The organism is Pseudomonas sp. R3.Fl, assembly GCF_023516765.1.
Taxonomy (GTDB): Bacteria; Pseudomonadota; Gammaproteobacteria; order Pseudomonadales; family Pseudomonadaceae; genus Pseudomonas; species Pseudomonas citronellolis.
Genome location: NZ_JAMGSO010000001.1, coordinates 3738267 through 3755230, shown reverse-complemented (window position 1 = coordinate 3755230; position 16964 = coordinate 3738267). Strand labels below are relative to the sequence as shown.

Annotated in this window: 16 protein-coding genes; 6 read left to right on the top strand and 10 right to left on the bottom strand. The window is 68.3% G+C overall.

The annotated features are described in order from the left end of the window. Positions 1 to 63: 63 nt before the first annotated feature. The 5 genes from M8R19_RS16505 to M8R19_RS16485 all read right to left on the bottom strand — a co-directional run bounded on the left by M8R19_RS16505 (position 64) and on the right by M8R19_RS16485 (position 5062). A complete protein-coding gene (locus tag M8R19_RS16505) occupies positions 64 to 747 on the bottom strand; it encodes an SDR family oxidoreductase (RefSeq protein ID WP_249918345.1) in 684 nt (227 codons plus the stop codon). A 41-nt stretch (positions 748 to 788) separates the two neighbouring features. Further along, entirely contained in the window at positions 789 to 1589 is an 801-nt protein-coding gene (locus M8R19_RS16500; RefSeq protein WP_249918344.1) for an ABC transporter permease, read from the bottom strand. Continuing rightward, positions 1586 to 2209 (bottom strand): ABC transporter ATP-binding protein, encoded by a 624-nt coding sequence (locus M8R19_RS16495; protein WP_249918343.1) that lies wholly within the window; start codon positions 2207 to 2209, stop codon positions 1586 to 1588. Before M8R19_RS16495 ends, M8R19_RS16500 begins: the two co-directional genes overlap by 4 nt. Before the next feature lie 198 nt (positions 2210 to 2407). Then, positions 2408 to 3715 carry an MFS transporter gene (locus M8R19_RS16490; protein ID WP_074986284.1) on the bottom strand — a complete coding sequence of 436 codons (1308 nt, stop codon included), beginning with the start codon at positions 3713 to 3715 and terminating at the stop codon, positions 2408 to 2410. A 549-nt stretch (positions 3716 to 4264) separates the two neighbouring features. Then, positions 4265 to 5062, bottom strand: coding sequence for an AraC family transcriptional regulator (locus M8R19_RS16485; protein ID WP_249920188.1), 798 nt, complete (start codon positions 5060 to 5062; stop codon positions 4265 to 4267). A 77-nt stretch (positions 5063 to 5139) separates the two neighbouring features. Here M8R19_RS16485 and M8R19_RS16480 point away from each other — a divergent pair, with 77 nt between their 5' ends. Both M8R19_RS16480 and M8R19_RS16475 read left to right on the top strand, forming a co-directional pair. Beyond that, complete coding sequence (locus M8R19_RS16480; protein WP_249918342.1) at positions 5140 to 6756, top strand: gamma-glutamyltransferase family protein; 1617 nt, start codon at positions 5140 to 5142, stop codon at positions 6754 to 6756. Between the two features lie 457 nt (positions 6757 to 7213). Beyond that, on the top strand, positions 7214 to 8050 hold the full coding sequence (locus M8R19_RS16475) for an outer membrane protein OmpK (RefSeq protein ID WP_043270226.1): 837 nt from the start codon (positions 7214 to 7216) through the stop codon (positions 8048 to 8050). 356 nt (positions 8051 to 8406) lie between these two features. Here the strand turns inward: M8R19_RS16475 and M8R19_RS16470 are convergent, their stop codons facing one another. The 3 genes from M8R19_RS16470 to M8R19_RS16460 all read right to left on the bottom strand — a co-directional run bounded on the left by M8R19_RS16470 (position 8407) and on the right by M8R19_RS16460 (position 10716). Continuing rightward, positions 8407 to 9324 (bottom strand): AEC family transporter, encoded by a 918-nt coding sequence (locus M8R19_RS16470; protein ID WP_249918341.1) that lies wholly within the window; start codon positions 9322 to 9324, stop codon positions 8407 to 8409. An 83-nt stretch (positions 9325 to 9407) separates the two neighbouring features. Then, positions 9408 to 10019: an adenylyl-sulfate kinase gene (gene cysC, locus M8R19_RS16465; RefSeq protein ID WP_074986294.1), complete on the bottom strand. Its 612-nt coding sequence runs from the start codon at positions 10017 to 10019 to the stop codon at positions 9408 to 9410. Then, positions 10012 to 10716 carry a sulfotransferase family 2 domain-containing protein gene (locus M8R19_RS16460; RefSeq protein ID WP_249918340.1) on the bottom strand — a complete coding sequence of 235 codons (705 nt, stop codon included), beginning with the start codon at positions 10714 to 10716 and terminating at the stop codon, positions 10012 to 10014. The genes cysC and M8R19_RS16460 overlap by 8 nt, the downstream gene beginning before the upstream one ends. A 557-nt stretch (positions 10717 to 11273) precedes the next feature. On the opposite strand from M8R19_RS16460, the gene M8R19_RS16455 reads away from it, so the two are divergent. The 3 genes from M8R19_RS16455 (at position 11274) to M8R19_RS16445 (ending at position 13977) form a co-directional block, all read left to right on the top strand. Then, positions 11274 to 12257 carry an ABC transporter substrate-binding protein gene (locus M8R19_RS16455; RefSeq protein WP_249918339.1) on the top strand — a complete coding sequence of 328 codons (984 nt, stop codon included), beginning with the start codon at positions 11274 to 11276 and terminating at the stop codon, positions 12255 to 12257. 92 nt (positions 12258 to 12349) lie between these two features. Beyond that, complete coding sequence (locus M8R19_RS16450; protein WP_061563149.1) at positions 12350 to 13156, top strand: ABC transporter permease; 807 nt, start codon at positions 12350 to 12352, stop codon at positions 13154 to 13156. Further along, positions 13144 to 13977, top strand: coding sequence for an ABC transporter ATP-binding protein (locus M8R19_RS16445; protein WP_043270214.1), 834 nt, complete (start codon positions 13144 to 13146; stop codon positions 13975 to 13977). The genes M8R19_RS16450 and M8R19_RS16445 overlap by 13 nt, the downstream gene beginning before the upstream one ends. 46 nt (positions 13978 to 14023) lie before the next feature. Here M8R19_RS16445 and M8R19_RS16440 read toward each other — a convergent pair whose 3' ends face one another. Both M8R19_RS16440 and M8R19_RS16435 read right to left on the bottom strand, forming a co-directional pair. Further along, positions 14024 to 14494: a nuclear transport factor 2 family protein gene (locus M8R19_RS16440; protein ID WP_074986302.1), complete on the bottom strand. Its 471-nt coding sequence runs from the start codon at positions 14492 to 14494 to the stop codon at positions 14024 to 14026. A gap of 309 nt (positions 14495 to 14803) precedes the next feature. Continuing rightward, entirely contained in the window at positions 14804 to 15796 is a 993-nt protein-coding gene (locus M8R19_RS16435; RefSeq protein ID WP_249918338.1) for a GlxA family transcriptional regulator, read from the bottom strand. Positions 15797 to 16006: 210 nt separating this feature from the next. Between M8R19_RS16435 and M8R19_RS16430 the strand changes: the two genes are divergently transcribed. Continuing rightward, a complete protein-coding gene (locus M8R19_RS16430; protein ID WP_069862908.1) occupies positions 16007 to 16945 on the top strand; it encodes a choline ABC transporter substrate-binding protein in 939 nt (312 codons plus the stop codon). Positions 16946 to 16964: the final 19 nt, after the last annotated feature.

Genomic DNA, 16964 nt, shown 5'->3' with positions numbered 1-16964 from the left:
TCCAGGTGCGCCTTGACCCGCAGGTCAGGCGTCGGCGCATGGTAACGCCGCCGCCGGCATCCGTCACCAGTCGATCGTCGTCCCCTGGTAGTCCAGGTAGTGCTGGCCGCCGCGCCCGGCGTAAGCCTCGACCTGGTCGATGAGCCCGGCGGCGCTGGTTTCCACGTCCAGCGGCGCGGCCTCGCCGCCCATGTCGGTGCGCACCCAGCCGGGGTGCAGGTTGAGCACCGTCAGGCCGGTTTCGCCCAGCCCGGCGACCAGGCTGCGCGTCAGCGAGTTCAGCGCCGCCTTGCTCGCCCGGTACAGGCCCATGCCGCCGGATTCGTTGCCGGCCACGCTGCCCAGTTCCGAGGTCATGAAGGCCAGCACCCCGCGCTGCGGCTCCAGCAGCGGCAGCAGGCGCTCGGCCAGGCGCAGCGGGGCCACGGCGTTGACCATGAACAGCTCGCCGACCTCGGCCAGGCTGGCGTCCAGCGCCGACTGGTGCGGCGGGCCGTAGATGCCGGCGTTGATGTAGACGAGGTCGAAGCGCTGCCCGGCCAGGGCTTGGGCGAGGCAGTCCTGGGAGGCCGCGTCGTCCAGCACCAGGGACTCGACGCGCACCGGCAGGCTGTCCAGCACGCCGGCATTGGCGGCGTCGCGCACGGTGGCGGTGACCTCCCAGCCGCGCGCCAGCAGCTGGTTCACCAGGCCCAGGCCGAGGCCGCGGGAGGCGCCGATGATCAGGGCGGAATTGGCAGTGCTCATGGGGCTCTCCCCTCGGGATGGAAAAGCCCCAGCATACCCGCTCAATCCTCGCCGCGCAGGCGGTCCAGGCGCAGGCGGTCGCGCTCGTCGGTGAGCCGCCAGGCCGACAGGTACACGGCGCCCAGGGCCGCGGCGAACCCGGCGCCGACCAGCAGGAACATCAGCAGGATCTGGTAGCGCGCGGCGTCCAGCGGGTCCATGCCGGCGAGGATCTGCCCGGTCATGATCCCCGGCAGGGTGATGATGCCGGCGGCGGCCATCTGGTTCAGGGTGGGGATCAAGCCGGTGTAGAGCGCGCGGCGCAGCACCCCGCCAAGCGCGGTATAGCGGTCGGCGCCCAGGGCCAGGCGCGCCTCGATGGCGGCGCGCTCGCGGGTGACGCTGGCGAACACCTGGTTCAGCGCCAGGCTGGCGGCGTTCATCGCCGTGCCGAGGATGATGCCCACCAGCGGGATGGCGTGCCGCGCGTCGTACCACGGCTGCGGTCGCAGGCTGCCGGCCAGGGCGAAGAGCGCGATGCCCAGGGTGGCGATGCCGACGCTGCCGCCGCCGATGCCCAGGTGCCAGAACCCGGCCAGCCGGCGGCGTTGCCGCGAGCCGACCTCGAAGCTGGCCGCGGCGAGCATCGCCAGCACCACCCCGGCGGTCAGCCAGGGCGAGGACAGGGCGAACACCTGGCGCAGGAACAGCCCCACCAGCACCAGTTGCACCACCAGGCGCACGGCGCAGACCAGCAGGGTGCGCTGCAGGCCCAGGCGCAGCGCCCAGGACAGCGCGGCGGCGGCCACGATCAGCAGCGCCGCCAGGGCCAGTTCCGGCAGGCCGAGCTGCAGCGGCGTCATGGTTGCACCTCGCCCAGGCCGTGTTCGTCGAGTTGCAGGTGGACGTCCGCCAGGCGCCGCGCCTGCCCGGCATCGTGGCTGACCACCAGCAGGCCCAGGCCTTCGGCCTTCAGTTCCTGCAGCAGTTGCTCGACGCCCTCGCGGCTGGCCGCGTCCAGCGCCGCCGTGGGTTCGTCCAGCAGCAGGAAGCGCGGCCGCTGCACCACCGCGCGCAACAGGGCCAGGCGCTGGCGCTCGCCTGTGGATAACTGCGCCACCCGCGCCTGCAGCAGCGCCGGGTCGAGACGCACCCGCGGCAGCAGCGCCCGCACGGCGTCGAGGTCGGCGAAGTGCGCGGCGACGCCCTCCTCCCACCAGCCGGACTCCGCCGCCACATAGGTGACCAGCCGCCGCCAGGCGCTGGCCGGCATACGCTCGCGCGCCACCCCGGCCAGGCTGACCTGGCCCTGGTTGGGGTCGAGGTCGGCGAGCATGCGCAGCAACAGGCTCTTGCCGATGCCCGAGGGGCCGCTGAGCACGCTGCAGCGGCCGGGCGCCAGGTCAAGGTCGAAGGGCCCGCTCAGCGCCCCGCGCAGGCCGCGGGCCAGAAGAGGCCCAAAGGGAATTTCCAAAAGGCTCATGAACTCGCTTCGTCAACGCCAAGTCGCCGAGCATAACGTAGGGCGTATAACCGTTCGCGGTTATACGCCGCTACCCCCCATCTCCCCGCCCCTCATAAGCCCAGCCCAGTCGACCCAAAAACGACAAGACCCGGCATCTGCCAGGCCTCGTGGATAAAACGCCCCGGAACAACCCCGGGGCCAGGGCACGCGCCCCTATCAGTCGGTAGTGATCTTCGAATGCGTCCGGGTGTCCTTCATGGTCACGTAGACCAGCAGCGAGCAGGCGATGCAGCCGGTGACATACCAGTAGAAGCCACTCTCCATGCCGATGCTCTTGAACCACAGCGCCACGTACTCGGCGGTGCCGCCGAAGATGGACACGGTCAGCGCGTACGGCAGGCCCACGCCCAGGGCGCGGATTTCGGTGGGGAACAGCTCGGCCTTCACCACGGCGTTGATCGAGGTGTAGCCGCTGACGATCACCAGCGCCGCCATGATCAGGAAGAACGCGCCCCACCAGGTGTCGATGCTGTGCAGGGTGCTGAGGATCGGGTAGGTGAAGACGGTGCCCAGCACGCCGAAGGCGATCAGGATCGGGCGCCGGCCGATCTTGTCCGACAGCGCGCCGACGATCGGCTGCAGCAGCATGAACAGGAACAGGGTGGCGGCCGAGATCATGGTCGAGTCGGTCTTGCTCATGCCCACGGTGTTCACCAGGTACTTCTGCATGTACGTGGTGTAGGTGTAGAAGGCCAGGGTGCCGCCCATGGTCAGGCCGACCACGGTGAGGACTTCCTTGGGATGGCGCAGCAGGGCGCGCATCAGGCTTTCCTTGGGCTCTTCCTTCTTCTTGGCGAAGGACTCGGTCTCTTCCATGCCGCGGCGCAGGAACATGGCGGTCACCGCGCACAGCGCGCCGATGAAGAAGGGCACGCGCCAGCCCCAGCTTTCCAGCTGTTCGACGGTCAGGGTCTGCTGCAGCACGATGAGCACCGCCAGGGCGATGAGCTGGCCGGAGATCAGCGTCACGTACTGGAAGCTGGAGAAGAAGCCGCGTTGCTCCTTGTTGGCCATCTCGCTGAGGTAGGTGGCCGAGGTGCCGTATTCGCCGCCGACCGACAGGCCCTGCAGCAGGCGCGCGAGCACCAGCAGGATGGGCGCGCCGACGCCGATGGTCTCGTAGCTGGGGGTCAGGGCGATGATCAGCGAGCCGAAGCACATCAGCAGCACCGAGGCCAGCAGCGCGGCCTTGCGGCCCTTGCGGTCGGCGTAGATGCCCATCAGCCAGCCGCCGATCGGGCGCATCAGGAAGCCCACGGCGAAGATCGCGGCGGTGTTGAGCAGCTGGGCGGTCATGTCGCCCTGGGGGAAGAAGGCCTTGGCGAAGTACAGGGAGAAGGCGGCGTAGACGTACCAGTCGTACCACTCCACCAGGTTGCCCACCGAACCGCTGAAGATCGACTTGATGCGCTGGGAGGTCGTACGGGGCGCGGCAGAAGCGGAGACGGCGCTTGCGCTATCCATGGGTAATCCTCTTGTCGTTGTTGTCGTCGGGTGCGCGGACCACGAAACCGGCACCGGCGCGCCACGAGGTGCGGCGCAGTGTGGAGGGCGATAGCAGGCAACGTGCCAAGGGCGCAAAGCCGCGTGGGGCAAGGGATTACGGGATTTTCGTACGGTGTGGGCAGGCGGTTGGATGCCGATGGGCGGGGGTGGATGAGCGGAAATCCGCTTATTTGGAGCGGCTTTTCGTAGGAGCGAGCTTGCTCGCGAATGGTGGTCTGCCGGGGCTTCGGTGTTTGTCCTGAAGAGCGCCCTCTCCCTAACCCTCTCCCTGAAGGGAGAGGGGACCGTTCGGTGTGCTTGGGTATTTCGGCGTTAGCCGGCTGGCACCGTAATTTCCGGCTGAAACCATTCCTCCTCTCGGCACGGACAAGCCCCCTCTCCCTTCAGGGCGGGGCGCGCAGCCGAGGGCTGGGGAGAGGGTTGCGGAGTCAAACCAAAACACCGAGGCCGCCTGGAAACACCGTTCGCGAGCAAGCTCGCTCCTACAGGAAGAAAAGCCGCAGCGGCTCAACGCTGCTTGAACAACTCCCCCGGCGTAAAACCGAACAACCCCTTGAACGCAGCGATATAGGCCGAAGTGGAGTCATAGCCACAATCCAGCGCCGCAGCGGTCACGCTGGCGCCATCCTCCAGCACACCCAGCGAGCCGAGCAGCCGCTGACGCTGGCGCCAGAGGCGGAAGCTCATGCCGGTCTCGCGCTGGAACAGGCGCGAGAGGGTCTTTTCCGAGGTGCCCAGGCGCTGCGCCCAGTCGCCCAGGGTGAGGCTGGTGCTGGGCTGTTCGATCAGCGCCTGGCACAGCTGCAGCAGCCGCGGCTCCTGGGGCATGGGCAGGGAGAAGGCGACCTCCGGCAGGGTGCGCAGCTGGTCCAGCAGCACGCTCACCAGGCGCTGCTCGGGGCTGTCGCCCTGTGGATAATCCACCGCCAGCTCGCAGAAGCTCTTGATCAGCTCGCGGGCCAGCGGCGTCACCTCCAGCACCCGGCAGCGTGGCTCCGCCCAGGCGCAGGCCTCGGCGCTCAGGTAGAGGCTGCGCATCTCCGCGCGGCCGGAGGTGACCACTTCGTGCTCCAGGTACGCCGGTATCCAGATGGCGCGCTGCGGCGGGGCGAAGAAGCTGCCCTCGGCGGTGTGCACGCCGAGCACCCCGCTGATGGCGTAGGACAGCTGCACCCAGGCGTGGTGGTGGCGGCCGGTCCAGGAGCCGGCGCGCAGGCTCTCGGCGCGCGCATAGACCGGCCGCGGCAGGTCGTCGAGCGTGGGAATCGCGCGTTGCAGATGGGGGCGCTGTCCGTTCATCGCTATGCTTTGGCTTTGTATCGCTAGTCGACAGAGTCTGGCAGGGCTACCCTGCCGCCTCAAGCCGTCAACGGAGCCCGCCCATGCTGAATTTCTCCGCCCAGGAATATCCCTACGCTTCGCAACGCTCGCTGGTGTACGCCCGGCGCGGCATGGTGGCCACCTCGCAGCCGCTGGCGGCGCAGGTCGGGCTGGACATGCTCAAGCGCGGCGGCAACGCGGTGGACGCCGCGGTGGCCACGGCGGCGGCGCTGACGGTGGTGGAGCCCACCGGCTGCGGCATCGGCGGCGATGCCTTCGCCCTGGTGTGGGTGAAGGACAAGCTGCACGGCCTGGACGCCGCCGGCTACGCGCCCGGGGCGTTGGACATCGGCACGCTGCGCGGCGCCGGCCACGCGCGCATGCCGCTGTACGGCTGGACGCCGGTGACCGTGCCGGGCTGCCCGGCGGCCTGGGCCGAGCTGTCGGCGCGCTTCGGCCGGCTGCCCTTCGCCGAGCTGCTGGCCCCGGCCATCGAACTGGCCGAGCAGGGCTTCCCGGTCTCGCCGGTGATCGCCGGCCTCTGGCAGAGCGGCCTGGACAAGTTCCGCGGGGTGCGCGACGCGCATCCGGAACTGGCGGCCTGGTTCGACGAATTCCTCATCGACGGCCGCGCCCCGCGCGCCGGGGAAATCTTCCGCAATCCCGGCCAGGCACAGACCCTGCGCGAACTGGCGCAAAGCCGCTGCGAGAGCTTCTACCGCGGCGCCCTGGCCCAGCGCATCGCCGCCCACGCCCGGGACAGCGGCGGCTACCTGGACGAGGCCGACCTGGCCGGCTACCGCGCCCAGTGGGTCGAGCCCATCGCGCTGAACTACCGCGGCTACGACGTCTGGGAAATCCCCCCGGCCGGCCAGGGCCTGGTGGCGCTGATGGCCTTGAACATCCTCAAGGGCTTCGAATTCGGCGAGCGCGACAGCCCGGACACCTGGCACCGCCAGCTGGAGGCCATGAAGCTGGCCTACGCCGACGGCCGCGCCTACATCGGCCAGCCGGACGCCATGCGCTTCAGCGTCGCCGACCTGCTCAGCGACGACTACGCCGCCAGCCGCCGCGCGCTGATCGGCGAGCGCGCCCTGGAACCGCATCCGGGCAAGCCGCGCGCCGGCGGCACCGTGTACCTGGCCACGGCCGACGGCGAGGGCAACCTGGTGTCGTTCATCCAGAGCAACTACCACGGCTTCGGCTCCGGCGTGGTGGTGCCCGGCACCGGCATCGCCCTGCAGAACCGCGGCGCCGAGTTCAGCCTCGACGCCGGTCACGTCAACGCCCTGGCCCCGGGCAAGAAGACCTTCCACACCATCATCCCCGGCTTCCTCAGCAAGGGCGGCGTGCCCCTGGGCCCGTTCGGCGTGATGGGTGCCTACATGCAGCCCCAGGGCCACGTGCAGATGGTGATGAACCTGGTGGATTTCGGCCTCAACCCCCAGGCCGCGCTGGACGCCCCGCGCTGGCAGTGGCTGGGCGACAAGCGCATCGGCATCGAGCACGGCGCACCGCGCAGCCTGGCGGCAGTGCTGACGCGGCGCGGCCACCACGTGGAGGTGGCCCACGACCTGAGCAGCTACGGGCGCGGCCAGATCATCCTGCGCGACCCGCGCAGCGGCGTGCTCTGCGGCGGCACCGAGCCGCGCACCGACGGGCAGATCGCCGCCTGGTGAGGGCCGCCGCCGGGCCGGCGGAGGTGCTTGCGCGGCGCGGCTCTGGCATCATCCGCGCCCGGAAAGGCCGCGGCCGCCCGCAAGGTGGCCGCCGGGGCGCTTGTGTAGATTCTTCACAGCAAACTTGTATACACATTTTGAATTGATTCCATTCAACTCAAAGCAATCGTGTATTCAATAAGCCCTGTCCATGCTCGCCAAAATGGCGCTTCGGCACGCTGCCCTGCCCTGTTTGAAGGCACGACCTGTCCCAGGAGTCAGGTTTTTGCCCGATGCCAGGCCTTCGCCGGCTGCGGCGCAGGCCCATGAAACAGCATGGCTTTTCCCAAAACACAGAAGAAAACAGGGCCCGCGCCCCGCGTTGGCCCCGATCTTGCCTCGGCAGGCCAAGCCTGACCGAGTGGACAGGTTCAGAATTCCAACGAGATCGCTGCACTTCAAAACCTAGGAGCACCACATGACTCGCACCCTCGCATCCCTGCTGCTCGCCGGCGGGCTGCTGGCTACCGGCCAGGCCATGGCCGGCGGCGAAGACCTCACCCCCGCGCCGGCCAGCAACGACGGCCCGCTGATCTGGCACAACGAAAGCCTGACCTACCTGTGGGGCAAGAACTTCAAGGTCAACCCGCCGATCCAGCAGACCTTCACCTTCGAGAGCGCGAGCGCCTGGACCTGGGGCGACATCTGGTTCTTCGTCGACCAGATCAACTACAACGGCAAGGAAGACAGCCAGAACGGCAAGAACACCTACTACGGCGAGTTCAGCCCGCGCCTGTCGTTCGGCAAGATCACCGGCGCCGACCTGTCGCTGGGCCCGATCAAGGACGTGCTGCTGGCCACCACCTACGAATTCGGCGAAGGCGACACCGAGGCCTACCTGATCGGCCCGGGCTTCGACCTGGCCCTGCCCGGCTTCGACTACTTCCAGCTGAACTTCTACTACCGCAAGCCCGACGGCAACCGCGTGCCCTCCGGCGCCTGGCAGGTCACCCCGGCGTGGGCCGTGACCATCCCGGTAGGCAACTCCGACATCCTCTTCGACGGCTTCATGGACTGGGTGGTGAACAACAAGAGCGCCAGCGCCAGCGAACGCGGCCAGAGCGACTACCACGCCAACCTGCACTTCAACCCGCAGATCAAGTACGACCTGGGCAAGGCCATGGGCTACGAGGCCAAGCACCTGTACGTGGGCGTGGAGTACGACTACTGGTCCGACAAGTACGGGATCAAGGATTCGCAGTTCTTCACCACCGACCAGAACACCACCAGTTTGTTGGTGAAGTACCACTTCTGATTGGGGCTGGGCGCTTTTCTGTTCTGTAGGAGCGAGCTTGCTCGCGAACCAGACCTCCTGGTGGCTTCGGTGCCTGTCCTGAAGAGCGCCCTCTCCCTAACCCTCGGCTGCGCGCCCCGCCCTGAAGGGAGAGGGGACCGTTCGGAGTGTTTGGGTGTTCTGGAGTCAGCCGGCAACGCCGAAGGTTTCCGGCTGAAACCATTCCTCCTCTCGGCACGGACTAGCCCCCTCTCCCTTCAGGGCGGGGCGCGCAGCCGAGGGTTAGGGAGAGGGTTGCGGAGTCAATCCAACACACCAGAGCCACCGGGAAACTCCGTTCGCGAGCAAGCTCGCTCCTACGAAAAGCCCCCACATCCTCACCCCGCCAGCGCCTGCACCACCCCCATCACCAGCAACAGGCTCCCCCCCGCCAACAACGTCTGCAGCGTGATGATCCCCGCCATCAGGTGACTGTCCCCACCCAGCTGCCGCGTCAGCACATAGGCCGTGGGTGCCGTGGGCAGGGCGAAGAACAGCACGAACACCGCCGACTCCAGCGGCGCCAGGCCCAGCAGGTGGGCGCAGGCGAAGGCCAGGGCGGGCATCGCCAGCAGGCGCGTGGCGCAACTGCCCAGCAGCACCGGCAGTTCCGCGCGCAGCTCCTTCGGTTGCAGTGCCGCGCCCACGCAGAGCAGGCCCAGCGGCAGGCTGGCCACCGCCAGCAGGTCGAACAGCCGGGCGCTGCCGCCGCCCAGTTCCAGGCCGGCCAGGTTGACCAGGGCGCCGGCGGCGCAGGCGAGGATCAGCGGGTTCTTCAGGATCGGCAGCAGCAGCGCGCGGGCGCTGATGCCGCGTTCGGCGGTCAGCGCCCAGACCGACATCAGGTTCACCGTCGGCACCATCAGCGCCAGCATCAGCGCCGCCAGGGTCAGGCCTTCCTTGCCATACAGGCTGCCCACCGCGGCCAGGCCCAGGTAGGTGTTGAAGCGCAGCACGCCCTGGGCGATGGCGCCGAAGCGTGCCGCGCCCCAGACGCGCAGCCGCCGGCTGGCCAGCAGCGCCAGCCAGGCGCCGCCCAGGCCCAGGGCCACCGCCAGGGCCAGGCGGCCCAGCCCCGGGTCGCGCAGCGGCGCCTTGGCCAGGCTGGCGAACAGCAGCGCGGGGAACAGGATGAAGTAGTTCAGGCGTTCGGCCGCCGGCCAGAAGGCCTCGCCGGGGAAGCCGCGGCGGCGCAGCAGGTGGCCGCCGACGATGAGCGCGAAGAGCGGCCAGAGGGCCTCGAAGAGAACGGACACGGATACCCCGCGGCGGTGGTTGGGCGCCCATCTTGCCCAGCCGCGCGCGGGGACGGCAAGCCGGGCTCGGAGCCGCGAGGCGTTCAGGCCTTGCCGGGGCGGCAGCGCTGCAGGACCAGCCCGAGCAGCCGGCGGCAGGCCTCGTCGGTGGAGGTGTCGGTGGCGTCCACTTCGAAGTCGGCGTCCAGCGGCGGCTCGTAGGGGCTGTCGATGCCGGTGAAGTTGCGCAGGCGGCCTTCCCGGGCGGCCTTGTACAGGCCCTTGGGGTCGCGCTCGGCGCAGGTCTGCAGCGGCGTGCTGAGGTAGACGCCGAGGAACTCGTCGGCCGGGAACAGCGCGCGGGCGGCGTCGCGCTCGGCGCGGAACGGCGAGATGGCGGCGACTATCACCACCAGCCCGGCCTCGGTCATCAGGCGCGCGGCCTGGGCCAGGCGGCGGATGTTCTCGCGGCGGCCCTCGGGGCTCATGTCCAGGTCGCTGCACAGGCCGCCGCGGACCTGGTCGCCATCGAGCAGGAAGCTGTGCACGCGCTCGCGGTGCAGGGCCAGCTCCAGGGCGTTGGCCAGGCTCGACTTGCCCGAGCCGGACAGGCCGGTCAGCCAGATGCAGCAGGGGCGCTGGCCCTTGAGGGCGGCGCGGGCCTCGCGGCGCACGCTGCCGGTGACGGGGAACAGGGGTACTTTGAGGTCACTCATAGCCAAGCAGTTGGTAGTCGCGTTGATAGGCGCGGCGCACCAGGCGCCGCGTGCGAGTGCTGCAGAAGTCCCGGGCCGGGCCGGCCTGGCGTTGCCGCGAGGCGTTCAGGTGGGGCAGCTGGCCGCTGATGCCCAGGTGCTCGCACAGCGTCTGGAAATCCGCTTCCAGGTTCTCCTGGCGGCCGATGAAGTCCAGCCCCAGGTGGCCGAGGGAGTCGCAGAGGAAGGCCACCTGCGGCACGAAATGCAGCTGGCGCTGGAGGTTGTCCGGGTGCAGCCAGCGGTCGACGAAGTCGTCGAAGTCGCGGTACTGGCAGACCAGTTGGTGCGCCGCCCGGTCGCGCTGCGGCAGCTGATTGCCGCGCAGGTAGGCATAGGCCGAGTAGGCGCGCTCCAGCGGGTCGCGGACGAAGCTGAACTTGAAGCTTTCGGCATAGTCGCGGGGGAACTGCTGCTCGTACCAGTACAGCGGCAGGTGGCCGGGGCGCCCGCCGTCGAACAGCGCCGCGCAGAGGCTGCTGCCGGCGCACTTGGGCACGTGCACGAACAGGCAGCGGCGCTCGCGGAAATACGCGGGGAAATGGGCGTTGCCGGACATCGCCTTGTTGACGATCTGTCGTTCCTGCACCGGCAGGCGGCTGAGCAGGAAGTTGCGCTGGACCTTGGGCAGCAGCTTCCAGAAGTAGCGTTGCAGCATGGGGACTCTCGAACGCCGGAGGGTCGCTCCGGTGGTTTTCCTTGGATGGCGGGAGGGCCCCGGCCTTAAGGAAACCTTAACAGGCCCGTGTCCGGTGATTATTCCTTCTTGGTCAAGAATGTAAGGTTTCCGATACATGGCTGTCCGGTCCGGGGCGCGGGCCTTGTGGCTTGCAGGCTGGCCTGGGGCGATTTCCGACGGCCGGGGAGTCTATTCCCGGCCCGGCGCGGCGCCCACGGCGAAAAGGATGCACAAAGCGTAGGAAAGCCCTGAGGAAGTGGCTGGCAGCCCGCCGCCGGTCGGGGCGCCACGAATGCGGCAAGCCCGGGCCCCGGCGGCGAAAGGCAGCTTTTTCTTATGTCGCAACGACATATTTAATAATTTTCCGAGCCTCCCGCTTCCGCCACCATCCGCCCTGTCACGTGCCGCCCGCCATTCGGGCCCAGGGGCCACAGAGCCCATCGCCACGCACGTTCCGCTTCGCTGTGAAATCTCCGGCCATCTGGCCACTGCCGCAGTTATCCAATAACAAGCCCAACAGGCTGTGGGAGTGCTTCATGAACAAGTCCTTGCTTGCGCGTTTCACCCGTCCCCTCGCCCTCGCCGGGCTGCTCGCCGGCGCCGCCGGAGCGGCCCAGGCCGGCACCCTGTCCATCGGTCATACCACCTGGGTCGGCTACGGCACCCTGTACCTGGCCCGCGACCTGGGCTACTTCAAGGAGCAGGGCCTGGACCTGCAGCTCACCCCCATCGAGGAAGCGGCGATGTACATGGCCGCCCAGGCCTCCGGCAAGCTCTCCGGCTCCGCCTCGACCATCGACGAAATCCTCAAGTACCGCCCGCAGTTCTGCTTCAAGGCCGTGGCCGCGCTGGACGACAGCCATGGCGGCGACGGCGTGCTGGTGGGCAAGGACGTCACCAGCCTGGCCCAGCTCAAGGGCCAGGAAGTGGCGGTCAACGAAGGCTCGGTGTCGCAGTTCTGGCTGGCGTACCTGCTGAAGAACGCCGGCATGAGCATGGGCGACATCAAGGTGCAGAACATGACCGCCGACGATGCCGCCACCGCCTTCATCGCCGGGCGCATCCCCGCCGCGGTGACCTGGGAGCCGCACCTGTCGATGGTGCGCCAGAAGCAGCAGGGCAAGGTGCTGGTGGACAGCACCAGCACCCCCGGGGTGATCGTCGACGTGGTGGCGCTGAACTGCGACGTCATCGACAAGCAGCCCGACGACGTCAAGGCCCTGGTCAAGGGCCTGTACAAGGCGGTGCAGTACACCAAGGAGCACCCGCAGGAGGCCTACGCCATCATGGCCAAGGGCGTCGGCGGCTACCTGTCCGACCCCAAGGACCTGGCCGAGGCGGCCAAGGGCGTGCGCTTCTATGACGAGGCCATGAGCGAGAAGCTCCTCGGCGCCCCCGGCAAGGCCGGCGACATCAAGGACATCATCGGCCTGGCCAACGAGACCTGGACGCAACTGCAGGGCAAGACCTTCCAGGTCAGCTACGACGACCTGGTGGACACCCGCTTCGTCGCCCAGTGAACCCGGCGGGCCGCGCGCCCGCCCCTCCCCATCCCTCGTTCCACAGCATCCTGGCGGAAGGCTTGCGGCCGTCCGCATGGAGGTAATCCGCGATGTCACGTCCGAATAAATCCTGGCTCAGCCGCTGCCTGACGCCCAAGGTCGAGCTGCCGGTGCGCCTGGTGTGGTCCGCCAGCGCCCTGTGCTGGCTGCTGGTGTTCGGCCTCTGGGCCCTGCTCTCCTACGGCGGCGTGGTGCCGGCGATGTTCCTGCCCAGCCCCGGCGCGGTGCTGGACGCCGCCGTGCGCCTGGGCCGCGACGGCACCCTGGGCACCCACGTGCTGGCCAGCGTCGAGGTGGTGATGATCGGCTTCCTGGTCTCGTCCCTGGTGGCCGTGCCCCTGGGCCTGCTGATGGGCAGCTTCCGCATCGTCCAGGCCTTCCTCGAACCGCTGGTGAACTTCATCCGCTACCTGCCGGTGACCTCCTTCGTGCCGCTGTTCATCCTATGGATCGGCATCGGCATCGAGCAACGCGTCACGGTGATCATCTTCGGCGTGTTCTTCCAGCAGCTGGTGATGATCGCCGACGTCTCCCGCGGCGTCGCCAAGGACCTGGTCAACGCCTCCTACACCCTGGGCTGCACGCGCCGCGACGTGGTGCTGCACGTGCTCGGCCCGGCCTCGCTGCCCGGCGTGCTGGACACCCTGCGGGTGACCATGGGCTGGGCCTGGACCTACCTGGTGGTGGCCGAGCTGGTCGCCGCCTCCAGCGGCCTGGGCTACATCAGCCTCAAGGCCATGCGCGGCTTCCAGGTGGACGTGATCTTCCTGGCCATCGCCATCATCGGCCTGCTCGGGCTGATCACCGACCAACTCTTCCGCATCCTCCGACTGAAGGTGGCCTCATGGGCGCAGTAGCAGCCATGCAACGCAACGACGCGGCACCGGCCGCACAAGGGGCGCAGCCGGCACGGCTGCGCGTGGACCAGGTCAGCCTGCGCTACCGCACCCCCGAGGGCGGCACCTTCGCCGCGCTGGAGAAGGTCTCCTTCGAGGTGCCGGACCAGCAGTTCGCGGTGATCGTCGGCCCCTCCGGCTGCGGCAAGTCGAGCCTGCTGTACCTCACCGCCGGGCTGTCCGAGCCCACCGAGGGCGACATCTACGTCGGCGGCCAGCGCGTCGACGGCCCCGGCGCCGACCGCGGCATGGTGTTCCAGAGCTACACCCTGTTCCCCTGGCTGACCGTGCGCGAGAACGTCGAGTTCGGCCTGAAGCGCCGTGGCCTGCCGGCCGCCGAGCGCAAGGAGATCGTCGACTACTACCTCAACGAGGTGGGCCTGGCCAACTTCGCCGGCAACTACCCCAAGCAGCTCTCCGGCGGCATGATGCAGCGCGTGGCCATCGCCCGCGCGCTGGCCAACGACCCGCAGATCCTGCTGATGGACGAGCCCTTCGGCGCCCTCGACAGCCAGACGCGCATGCAGATGCAGAAGCTGCTGCTGCGCGTGTGGGACCACAGCAAGAAGACCGTGGTGTTCGTCACCCACGACATCGACGAAGCCATCCTGCTGGGCGACCGCGTCTACGTCATGGGCGCGCGCCCGGGGCGCATCAAGCGCATCCTCGACGTGCCCATCGAGCGCCCACGCTCGCTGGACATGGTGATGGACCGCCAGTTCATCGAGATGAAGCGCGAAATCCTCGGGCTGCTCCACGACGACCTGGAAGAAGCGCACTGAAAGCCCACCGCGGGGGCGCGGCGCCCGCCTCGCCTCCGCGGCCGGCTCAGAGTCCGAGATCGCTCAGCGACGGGTGATCGTCCGGGCGCCGGCCCAGGGGCCAGCGGAACAGCCGCTCGTCCTCGCTGATGGGCAGGTCGTTGATGCTGGCGTGGCGTTCGACCATCAGGCCGTTCGCGTCGAAGGCCCAGTTCTCGTTGCCGTAGGAACGGAACCAGTTGCCCGAGTCGTCGTGCCACTCGTAGGCGAAGCGCACGGCGATGCGCTCGCCGGTGAAGGCCCAGAGTTCCTTGATCAGCCGGTAGTCCAGCTCGCGGCGCCACTTGCCGGTGAGAAATTCGACGATCTGCACGCGGCCACGGATGAAAGTGGAGCGGTTGCGCCAGGTGCTGTCCGGGCTGTAGGCCAGGGACACACGCTGTGGGTCGCGGCTGTTCCAGCCATCCTCGGCGGCGCGCACCTTCTGGATGGCGGTCTCGCGGGTGAAGGGCGGCAGGGGTGGGCGGGCTTCGCTCATGATGGGGGCTCCTGGTGTGGGGGTTCTGGTCATGGTGCGCTGGAGGTGGGTTTGGAGGAATGACACTGCTCCCACGGATGTTGCCAAGGTGATGGGTGGCTTTTCGTCTTCGTAGGAGCGAGCTTGCTCGCGAACGGTGTTCACCTGTGGCTTCGGTGCTCGTCCTGGAGAGCGCCCTCTCCCTAACCCTCTCCCTGAAGGGAGAGGGGACCGTTCGGTGTGCTTGGGTATTTCGGCGTTAGCCGGCTGGCACCGTAATTTCCGGCTGAAACCATTCCTCCTCTCGGCACGGACTAGCCCCCTCTCCCTTCAGGGAGAGGGCTGGGGAGAGGGGCTCTTGGAAGCCCCCGCCAACGCCCCACCCGCAAACACCCCCCGATCCTCCCGCGGACAAACCCCGAACCTGGCCCGATAACTCCGCGACAGATACGAAGGCGACTCGAACCCACAAGCCAGCCCCACCTCCAGCACGCTCATCTCCGTCTGCCGCAGCAACTGCCGGGCCTTGTCCAGGCGCAAGCCGAGGTAGAAGTTCGACGGCGTATCGTTCAGATGCAGGCGGAACAGGCGCTCCAGCTGGCGGCGGGTGACCTGGATGCGCTCGGCCAGGTCCAGGGTGGAGAGCGGCGGCTCGGTGTGCCTTTCCATTTCGCCCAGCACCTGGATCAGCTTCTTGTTGGTCACCCCGTAGCGCGTCGCCAGTTGTAGGCGCTGGTGGTCCTGGCGGGTACGGATGCGCCCGACCACGAACTGCTCGGACACCTGCACCGCCAGCTCCGGACCCTGGGCGCGGGCGATCAGGTCGAGCATCAGGTCGATGGACGCCGTGCCGCCGGCGGAGGTGATGCGCGAGCCGTCGATCTCGAACAGCTCCTGGGTCGCCTGCAACTGTGGATAAGTCTCCCGGAAGGCGTCCAGCGCCTCCCAGTGCAGCGTGCAGCGATGGCGGTCGAGCAGCCCGGCCTCGGCGAGGACGAAGCTGCCGGTGTCGATGCCACCGAGGGTCACGCCCTCGCGGTCGAGGCGGCGCAGCCAGTGCAGCAGCGCCGGAGTGCAGGCCTGCAGCGGGTCGAAGCCGGCCACCACGAACAGCGTGTCGCCGCGGCCCAGGGCCTCCAGGGCGCCGTCGGCGTTCATCGACATGCCGCTGCTGGCCAGCACCGGACCGCCGTCGACGCTCAGCAGGTGCCAGCGGTAGAGCCCGCCGCGGAAGCGGTTGGCGACGCGCAGCGGCTCCACGGCGGAGATGAACCCCATCAGGGAAAAACCGGGCAGCAGGAGGAACCAGAAGTCATTCGACATGGCGTCATCCAGGCGATTCGGAGCGGCGATTTGTTGGTATGGAACATTTGCCCGGCCCTGGCAATGGCCGAGGTCGCCAGCGTGCAAGTGCAGGTCGCCGGAGTGCGATTTTCCGTCGCAGGCTGTGCGTAATTTGAACACCAGCCACCGCCGCGCGGGGCCATGACACAACAACGATAACCATTGCCGCAAAGGCCTTGAGGAGAAGTCATGAAGCTATCGATCAAAGCGGGCGCCTGCGCCGCGCTGTTCACCCTGGTCAGCAGCGCCTGGGCCGCCGAGCCGGCGTCGTGCCAGAACGTGCGCATGGGCTCGGTGAACTGGACCGACGTGGTGGCCAGCAGCGCAGTGGCCGAGGCCCTGCTCGACGGCCTGGGCTACAAGGTCAAGCAGACCAGCGCCTCGCAGCAGATCATCCTGGCCGGCATGGCCGACAAGCAGCTCGACGTCTTCCTCGGCTACTGGCAGCCGACCATGCAGCCGGTGGCCAAGCCCTACCTGGACAAGCAGCAGATCGAAGTCATCACCCCGGCCACCCTGGGCGACGCGCAGTCCACCTACGCAGTGCCCACCTACGTCTACGACGGCGGCCTGAAGACCTTCGCCGACATCGCCAAATTCCGCGACAAGCTGGACAACAAGATCTACCTGATCGAGCCGGGCAGCGGCTCCAACCGCATCACCGCGGACATGATCGCCAAGGACAAGTTCGGCCTGAAGGGCTTCCAGGTCGTCGAGTCCAGCGAGGCCGGCATGCTCACCGCGGTCAAGCGCGCCATCAAGCGCCAGCAGTGGGTGGTGTTCTTCGGCTGGAAACCGCACCCGATGAACCTGCAGATCGACATGAAATACCTCACCGGCAGCGACGACGTGTTCGGCCCCAACGAAGGCGCCGCCACCGTCTCCATCATGACTGCCGCCGGCTACCAGGAGCAGTGCGGCAACGTCGCCAAGCTGCTGCACAACCTGCGCTTCAGCAGCCAGGAAGTCAGCCAGGTGATGGAACCCATCCTCGACCGCAGCCAGCCGCTGGACGCCGCCCGCACCTGGCTCAAGGCCCATCCCGACCAGCTCAAGGCCTGGCTCGCCGGGGTGACCACCTTCGACGGCAAGCCGGCAGAACCCGCCTTTGTCGCCAGCCTGAAGTAAGCCAATAACGCCCCACCCT